This window comes from Lyngbya confervoides BDU141951 (genome assembly GCF_000817775.3).
Classification (GTDB): domain Bacteria; phylum Cyanobacteriota; class Cyanobacteriia; order Thermosynechococcales; family Thermosynechococcaceae; genus Lyngbya; species Lyngbya confervoides.
Genome location: NZ_JTHE03000106.1, coordinates 121,459 through 129,242, shown reverse-complemented (window position 1 = coordinate 129,242; position 7,784 = coordinate 121,459). Strand labels below are relative to the sequence as shown.

Here is a 7,784-nt window from a genome sequence, read left to right as displayed (position 1 = left end):
CAGCTCCAGGATCAACCCTGGTTAGAGCACTCTCCCAAAAAATACATTTTTCTCAAAACTGTCCCGCCTTAAATTGGTAGCCCCAAGGGTCACGATGCTTTTGGAAAAGTACGAGACCGCATTGGCAAATACCCAAAATGACTGGGAGAGGGTTAGTTAAAATGGCATGGGTATTTAGTTTGTCGGCTGAATGTGGGGCGGATCAAGTTGCCGCTGAGCAATTTGCACAGCATTTTGACGGTCTTTCCTGGGTTCTTTCTAACGGTCATCAGTCCCAATGCCACACAGCAATTTTTCAGGATATTGAAGAAAATTGGTGGTGTCAGATTCGTCCCAGTGGCATCAGTGACGTGGGGATTGATAGATCCGACATTGCCTACCAGATGACAGAGTTGGGCATCTTACTCTATCAACAGGTACAATCTGCCCCGCCCTTTCGGTATGCCCTGGTTGGTGTCGAAGTTGATGAATTTAGAACCTACAGTGAGCTGATCGCAGAAGTGGCCGGTTCCAGTTTTCCAGGTTTAGTCTTGTCTGAAGCAGTTTGGCGATCGCTCGGAGCCTCAACCTTGTTTCGACCCTTTAGCCCTGGCTATGTTTGGCAACCTTATGAAGGCGAAGTTTATAAACCACTGATGGTATCGTCAGATTTGAAGAACAAATTAAATGAACTGCTGATTCTTAAATGAGTTTCACTGGTTAGGCGATTGTCATCTTCTGCTGCTCCCTTTGGATCCTTGAGATGGCCGTATGGCTTGAATCACCCTTTCTTAAACGCAGTAGGCTATATTTTGGGGAACGAGCCGCTTCAGGTGATTGAAGGATCTGAGAACGAAGGATGCGATCGCTGGGCGGGCTCTCCATCAGGAGGATCGGGAGAAGGCTTAAAGGGGCTGCTAGGCAAGTCAGAAAGCTGCTGGAAGGGAGAGACAATTTAGGGATTAGGCAGATTGTCGAGTCTTCAGCCCCGATCGATTGTCGAATCGAAACCGATCGCCGTATGAGATAGTATTTGCGGCTACAATGCTTCAGAGGGGCTGTTATTTCACTCTAGTCAATCCGTTGGGTGTTTTTGAAGAAATCAAGGAGGCTGGTATAGGGCAGACATCCTAAGGATTTAGGTGTCTATCTCGACTTAAGTCCATCTTCCTCCTAACGCTAACCGAGAGAGAGGTATGCTTGTATATCGCCCGCCCAGTGTATGGATTACACAGTTTTTATTGATGGTGAGTTTGATAGGTTTAGTGATTTCTCTAATTATCACCCTGGTGTTATGTTTTTCAGCGAATCCGCCCTTTGGCTGTCCTTTATCTTTCTTGATTGGCATATTGATGTCTCGCTTGCTGGCAATAGCTTTAAACTTCCTGGCGTTTTGGGGACTCCAAAGGAGAAAACGTTACGGTAAATGGTTGGCAGTGAGTCTTCTGGTTGCAGGTATGGTCGTCGTCATTGTTGAGAGCCCCTATTTCAACCTCCTCTTTCACTCCATCACTCACTGGCAACCTCTTCCTGTACCCCCTTATGAATGCTGGGAAAACAGTGTTGGGTATAGCAATGAACGTTATTTTTGTGGATATGAAAACTATCAACAATTGGCGCTTAGGAGCATCTCAGAGGCTTTTCCCGCCTTGATTTTGGGATTCTTAGCAGTCCGACTCCTTTATGGTGAGCCTGCAAGACGCTTCTTCCTCCAATAGTTGCGATTGATTGACTAACCTGCCAGAAAAAAAGTTTATATCGGTTTTCGCGGCCATGATGAAATCATTGCGATGCAGCCCCGCGATCGCATGGGTCCACCAGGTGACCGTCACCTTTCCCCATTCCGTCAGGATTGCCGGATGGTGGTTTTCCTGTTCCGCCAGTTCCCCAACCCGCTGCGTGAATTGCAGGGCTTGCCGGAAATTTTTGACTGCGTACTGACGCTGTAATTTGGGAATTCCCTGATCCTGAAGGATCTGCCAGTCTGGAATTTGCGCCTTAAGCTCAGTCATTTCGGGATCCGAAATGGGGGAAACATTCCCACTGCAAGGAACGCAGCTTTGATTAGAGAGAGGAAAACTCATGGATTTTCTCCGGGCGGGGCCGCCCGACCCCCGATCCGATGGACCGTGGTTCGGATAGGGCTTTGCTTTGATTTTACCCGTTGCAATCTGGCGTTGCGACCTGGCGTTGCGACCTGGCTGGCCTCCGCATGCTGACTTGGGCTTGAATCTTGAGGGCGCTGACCCAGGGCCGCCTCAGCCCACCGCACAGCCGGTCTCATCCAGAAAAATCTCTGTAAAATCCCCGTAAAATAGGTTCTCGTTGCTGCAAATGGAATTTTTCACGCTTAGATCCCACTGAGTCCTTCTATCCGCCTTCTGTCGCTCATCACGCCCTTAAACAGAGCTTGACTCCCCTCCAGCTTGGCGATCAACCCGGACCGGGAGGAATAAGAGAGAAAAAAATTATTGCCCTAGAACCTTTTTGCGTTATATTGGGTAAGCGACGACGCGGGGTAGAGCAGTCTGGTAGCTCGTCGGGCTCATAACCCGAAGGTCCATGGTTCAAATCCATGCCCCGCCACCACTCCTAGATCCTTTGAGATCTCTTAAATTCCCCGTAAGCTCTTTGCAAAAGGCTTGCGGGGAATTTGTTGATCCCGTTCCTGTGGATCCGCCCCAAGATCGGATCTCCGCTGCTGCCCCCGCTGCTTAACTCAGCGCGATCGCCAGCGGTGCGTGAATCCACCCCTCCTGAGCTTGAGCCCTGCTACACTCTTCGTAAAGGTCCCGGTTTGGCAATCCCAAAGCCCTGGGCGTAGTCAACCCCCAAGCTCTGGAGCTTTTCAAGCACTTCAGCATTCTCAACATATTCTGCGACCGTTTTAATCCCGATTACGTGGGCAATCCGATTGATTGCCTGCACAATTTCCAGGGCAACGGAGCTGCTGAGCAATTCCTTGATAAACACCCCATCAATTTTTAGATAGTCAATGGGCAGGTGGCGTAAATAACCAAAGGACGACATGCCGCTGCCAAAATCATCCAGCGCAAAGTAGCAGCCCAAAGACTTAAGCTGACGAATCAGTTCACTGGCCTTCCCAATGTTGGTAATGGCCAGGGTTTCAGTAATTTCAAAGCAAATCAGGTGAGGGGGGACTTGATAGAGTTCAAACTGCTCCTGTACAAACTCTAAAAACTGATCATCGTTAAAGCTAGCCCCGGATAAATTCACAGAGTAAAGATGATGACTGCCTTGTTGCGCCAGGTTGATCTGCTGAAGGTGGGAAAAAAGCTGCCGAATCACCCACCGATCAATGAGATGCATGAGCCCGTAGCGCTCTGCCGCTCCAATGAATTTTCCAGGATAAATGGTTCCCCCCGTCTCGTCTTCGAGGCGAATCAGGACTTCTTGGAAAATAGGCCCCTGGTCTACGACGATATCCGACCGCGACAGCACCGGGGTGATTGGCTGGGAATGGAGAAAAAAGCGATCCTCCTCAAGCGCTTTGTAAATGGTGGGAATCCACTGGACGACGCCGCGCTTATACAGCAGGTCGGGATCTTGGGGTTGATAGACATAGAGACGATTGCGCCCTTTCCCCTTGGCAATATCGCAGGCAAGTCCCACCATGCTCAGCACCTGGGAGGGCGGGTCGCTACTGCCGTCTAGGGGAGCAACGCCAATACTGACGCTAAAGCTGAAAATTTTGCCTTCCCACTCAAATCTAAAGCGCTGCACGGCATCCTGGAGCAGATTAATCACGTTGATGGCCTGGTCTAGATCGCACTGATGGAGGATGAGCCCAAATTCATCGCCGCCCAGTCGGGCCAGCACATCGGTCTTACGCACGCGCTTTAGAAACAGCGCACTAATCTGTCTGAGAACTTCGTCGCCCGCCACATGACCGCAGGTGTCATTGACCACATTGAACTGATCTAAATCGAGATAGCACAGCACATGCTGCTGACGCGATCCCTGAGTGCTGGCGACCGCCTGGGCCAGGTAGGCTTCAAAGGAGGGACGATTCACCAGTCCCGTGAGGATATCTCGATCCGCAGGGCTAGTGAAGTGAGCGCTGGGGTGAGCCGCCGCAGGCTGAATCAGCAAGATCATGGCACCGGTGACCTGAAGATGCTGGCTATAAAGCGGCGAAATGCTGTATTTAACGGCAACGGAGTCTGGATTGCGCCTCATTCGGCAGTGGCCGCTCCGGTTGACAAGGGCCTGCTGGGTTTGCAACACTTGCTGCACCGGATCGGCGATCGCCTCCTCAGCCGCATCGAGGGTAAACTGCAGCAAATCCGCCAGGGGACAATGGCGAACCTGGTCAATGGTGACTCCGATGAAGGCCTCTGCTTGCGGATTCAAGAGCTGAATCTGGCCCAGGTGATCCACCGCAATGACCGCATCCTGGGTTAACTCTAGAAGGCTTTGATGTAAATTAGCCGCCGCCAGGAGATTGGGTTGATCTGCTTCTCCACCCTCCCAGGATCCTACGGCTGTGTTCTTCCCGATCAAAAAATGCTCATTCGTCAGTTGTAGATTCATATCACTAACTCAAGTACTTGGGGACCGATGGCACGATGGGGCATTGCCGCGGGATCTAACAACACAGGCGACTGTCCTGCGCCAACAGGGTGCTTACATCTATGGGCACCACTGGGGCCTGATTGCCAATGGGGGCGAGATAGCTTTGGTCGCGCCCATTATCTTTAGCGGCATAGAGGGCACGATCGGCGATGGCGATCAGTTCCTGAATGGAAGAGTCGGAAGACGGAATCAAGCAACTGACCCCGAGGCTGAGGGTAATATGGGCTTCTATTCGAGATCGCTCATGGGGCAACTGCAGAACCTTAATATTGGATCGAATTTCCTCTGCAACCTGCAACGCGCCCACGGGCGGCGTATTCGGCAAAATCACCGCAAATTCTTCACCCCCGTAGCGAGCGGCAAAATCAGCCGGACGGCTTAAGACGGCATCAATCGTCTTGGCGATTTTTCTTAGGCAGCTATCCCCAGCCTGGTGTCCATAGAAGTCATTATAGTCTTTAAAATAGTCAATATCGCAGAGAATTAAGGACAAGTGCTGTTTTTCTCTGGCCAGTCGATGCCATTCTTGACTGAGATATTCATCAAATCTACGTCGATTTGCCACCTGGGTTAAGCCATCTAGATTGGCAATCCGTCGCAGTTCTCGATTGGCTCGCCGCAGGGCGATCGCCTGTTCCTGGACCTTATGGGTTAAATAACGCAGCTGAAGATGCACCTTGACCCGCGCCAGCACCTCCTCATGCTGAAATGGTTTAGTCACATAATCCACGGCCCCCAGGGACAGCCCCTTTACCTTGCTATCAACCGTAGTGGCAGCCGTAATGAAAATAACGGGAATCTCAGAGGTCATGGGGCTGGCCTTCAGCTGTTTACAGGTCTCAAATCCGTCAATCCCCGGCATCTGGATATCTAAAAGAATGAGATCGGGCGGATCCGCATGGGCCTGCGCCACGGCACTTTCTCCGTCAATGGCAACTCGAACCTTATAGCCCTTTCCTTTGAGAACCTGGGACAGAACAGCCAGATTCGTTGGATTGTCATCGACAATCAAAACCACATTTAAATCGGGAGACATCATAGTAATTTCGGCTCAGGGGAATAATCACTGCTCAGAAGAGACCAAGGAAGCATCTAGATAGCTATGGAGAAAGTCCTGTAGCTTTTTAACCTGAAAACTGTCTGCTAGCTGCCGGACTTGGGTGGCAAACGGTTTTAGGGCGGGAGATTGCCGTTCTAGTCCAGATACCAGCTCGACGGCAGAATCGAGATCTCCTTTGCCAGCGAACTCTGTCAGCCTTGACAGCACCGGGAGCGGGGGCGGCACGAGTTCTGTTTCCGTGGCGGTGGTCTTCTCCAGCGCACTATCCCCTGTCACAGCAACGGTCGCAGAGGAGAGGTCACCATCATAGACCCACTCTAAGTCCAGCAAAATACGCAACATTTCCAACAGGCTATCGGTGGAAATAGGCTTAGGCAAGAACTCGCTGGCGCCAGCGGCAATGCTGGCGCATTGCTCTGCTTCAAAGACGCTAGCCGATGAAGCAATGATCATTGTTTCCTTCTCCTTCCCACTCGGCAGGCTGCGGAGACGACGAATCATTTCAAAGCCGTCCATAGTTGGCATCACCAGATCCGTGATCACTAGATCCGGTTGATACAGCGCCACCTTGTCCAGGCCCTCTTGACCATCTGTGGCCTCAATCACCTCAAAGCTTAAGGGCTGGAGCAGATTGGAAATGACAGATCGATTTTCCCAGCGATCGTCCACCACTAGAATTCGCCGCTTTTGACCCTCGTAGCCAACAATCACGCCCTGGCTAGAGATTCTCGCCGAATACACCCATTCGCGATCAACCGGCAACTGCAGTTCAAAGCTGAACTGACTCCCATGCCCCACCTGACTTGAAACCTGAATGGGGGCCTGCATCAGGTTCAGGATTTTCTGGCTAATTGCCAGTCCTAAGCCAGTGCCCTGGGCCTGATTGCGACTGTCTCCCACCTGCTCAAAGGGAACAAAAATTTTATCTAGCTGCTCCGGTGAAATCCCAATGCCCGTATCCTCAATTTCAAAGCGGAGATGAGCCATGCCAGAATCGCCTAGGTCGGTGTTCAGGAGCTTGACGCGGAAGGTGACGGCTCCTTTTTCTGTGAACTTGACGGCATTCCCCAGCAGATTAATGAGCACCTGACGCAGCCGTTTTTCGTCGGCTCGCACAGCCGCAGGTAGGGCTGGGTCGAGATGGGTAATAAAGGAAATTTTTTTCTGGTCGGCTCGGATGCTGAAGATTTCTGTGACGCCCTGCAGGAAGGAAGAGAAATGAAAGCTCATGGGGAAAAGCTCCATCTTTTGCGCTTCTATCTTCGATAAATCCAGAACATCGTTAATCAGCGTTAGCAAATGAGTCCCGCACTGATGGATAATTTCAAGCCCCTTGCGATCTTTATCGGTCAGGGACGTAGATCGCTGAAGAATCTGGGCATAGCCCAGGATGCCATTGAGCGGTGTGCGAACTTCGTGGCTCATATTCGCCAGAAATTCGCTCTTGGCTCGGTTCGCATATTCAGCCGCCTCCTTGGACTGCTGGAGTTCCGCCGTGCGCTTCTGTACACGCTGCTCCAAATCTTGATTGTGCTGAACCAAAAGGGCCTGGGTCTGCTTCAGTTCGGCTAAGGTGTCCAAGAGCTCCGCCGTGCGATCCTGCACGCGCCGCTCTAGATCCTGGTTGAGAGTTATCAGGGCATTTTCAACCGTTTCTCGCTTCCTGACCTCATGCTTGAGGATTTGATTCTGCTGCTCCAGGGTGTGGGTTAGAGTTTGAATCTGCAGATGAACCCTGACGCGCGCGAGCACCTCCTCTCGATGAAAGGGCTTAGTGATGTAATCAACGGCTCCTACGGAAAATCCCTCAAGTTTGTGCTGACTATCGGCGAGTGCCGTCATGAAAATTACCGGAATCTCACAACTGTCCGGTTTGGATTTCAGACGGCGACATACCTCAAACCCATCAATGCCTGGCATCATCACATCTAGAAGAATTAGCTCAGGCCGCAGATAATCCACCTGCTCTAGAGCACTCTCACCATCAATGGCCACGGAGACCTGGAGTCCCTCGGACACTAGAGTTTCAGACAAAACCTCCAGATTAGTGGGGGTATCGTCCACAATTAAGATACTGGGGGAAACCGGGTGTGAAGTCATGGGTTAGAAATCAAAATGAATGGAGAGAACACTGGATAGACGCCCCCTG

At 51.2% G+C, this 7,784-nt stretch carries 6 protein-coding genes and 1 tRNA gene; 3 read left to right on the top strand and 4 right to left on the bottom strand.

The window, feature by feature from the left end; translation table 11 throughout:
• Window positions 1-161 precede the first annotated feature (161 nt).
• Window positions 162-689, top strand: a complete 528-nt coding sequence (locus QQ91_RS19210; protein WP_166277533.1) for a hypothetical protein — start codon at window positions 162-164, stop codon at window positions 687-689.
• Window positions 690-1,175: 486 nt separating this feature from the next.
• Window positions 1,176-1,697 carry a DUF551 domain-containing protein gene (locus tag QQ91_RS19205; RefSeq protein WP_166277530.1) on the top strand — a complete coding sequence of 174 codons (522 nt, stop codon included), beginning with the start codon at window positions 1,176-1,178 and terminating at the stop codon, window positions 1,695-1,697.
• Here the strand turns inward: QQ91_RS19205 and QQ91_RS19200 are convergent.
• A complete protein-coding gene (locus QQ91_RS19200; RefSeq protein ID WP_166277527.1) occupies window positions 1,644-2,063 on the bottom strand; it encodes a 4a-hydroxytetrahydrobiopterin dehydratase in 420 nt (139 codons plus the stop codon). The two genes, QQ91_RS19205 and QQ91_RS19200, sit on opposite strands and share 54 nt — an antisense overlap.
• Before the next feature lie 428 nt (window positions 2,064-2,491).
• Between QQ91_RS19200 and QQ91_RS19195 the strand changes: the two genes are divergently transcribed.
• Window positions 2,492-2,568 (top strand) — tRNA-Met (locus tag QQ91_RS19195).
• A 183-nt stretch (window positions 2,569-2,751) separates the two neighbouring features.
• On the opposite strand, the gene QQ91_RS19190 is transcribed toward QQ91_RS19195, so the two are convergent.
• The 3 genes from QQ91_RS19190 to QQ91_RS19180 are packed head-to-tail and all read right to left on the bottom strand — an operon-like array spanning window position 2,752 to window position 7,735.
• Window positions 2,752-4,533, bottom strand: a complete 1,782-nt coding sequence (locus QQ91_RS19190; RefSeq protein WP_166277524.1) for an EAL domain-containing protein — start codon at window positions 4,531-4,533, stop codon at window positions 2,752-2,754.
• Window positions 4,534-4,588: 55 nt separating this feature from the next.
• Entirely contained in the window at window positions 4,589-5,614 is a 1,026-nt protein-coding gene (locus QQ91_RS19185) for a response regulator (protein ID WP_201277202.1), read from the bottom strand.
• A 24-nt stretch (window positions 5,615-5,638) separates the two neighbouring features.
• The gene (locus QQ91_RS19180) at window positions 5,639-7,735 is read right to left on the bottom strand and encodes a response regulator (RefSeq protein WP_166277521.1); all 2,097 of its coding nucleotides are present in this window, start codon (window positions 7,733-7,735) and stop codon (window positions 5,639-5,641) included.
• Window positions 7,736-7,784 lie beyond the last annotated feature (49 nt).

What these genes read in the sequence shown, in the direction of transcription:
- QQ91_RS19200 (WP_166277527.1), bottom strand. Translation starts at nt 2,063, where the DNA reads ATGAGTTTTCCTCTCTCTAATCAAAGCTGCGTTCCTTGCAGTGGGAAT.
- QQ91_RS19210 (WP_166277533.1), top strand. Translation starts at nt 162, where the DNA reads ATGGCATGGGTATTTAGTTTGTCGGCTGAATGTGGGGCGGATCAAGTT.
- QQ91_RS19190 (WP_166277524.1), bottom strand. Translation starts at nt 4,533, where the DNA reads ATGAATCTACAACTGACGAATGAGCATTTTTTGATCGGGAAGAACACA.
- QQ91_RS19180 (WP_166277521.1), bottom strand. Translation starts at nt 7,735, where the DNA reads ATGACTTCACACCCGGTTTCCCCCAGTATCTTAATTGTGGACGATACC.
- QQ91_RS19205 (WP_166277530.1), top strand. Translation starts at nt 1,176, where the DNA reads ATGCTTGTATATCGCCCGCCCAGTGTATGGATTACACAGTTTTTATTG.
- QQ91_RS19185 (WP_201277202.1), bottom strand. Translation starts at nt 5,614, where the DNA reads ATGATGTCTCCCGATTTAAATGTGGTTTTGATTGTCGATGACAATCCA.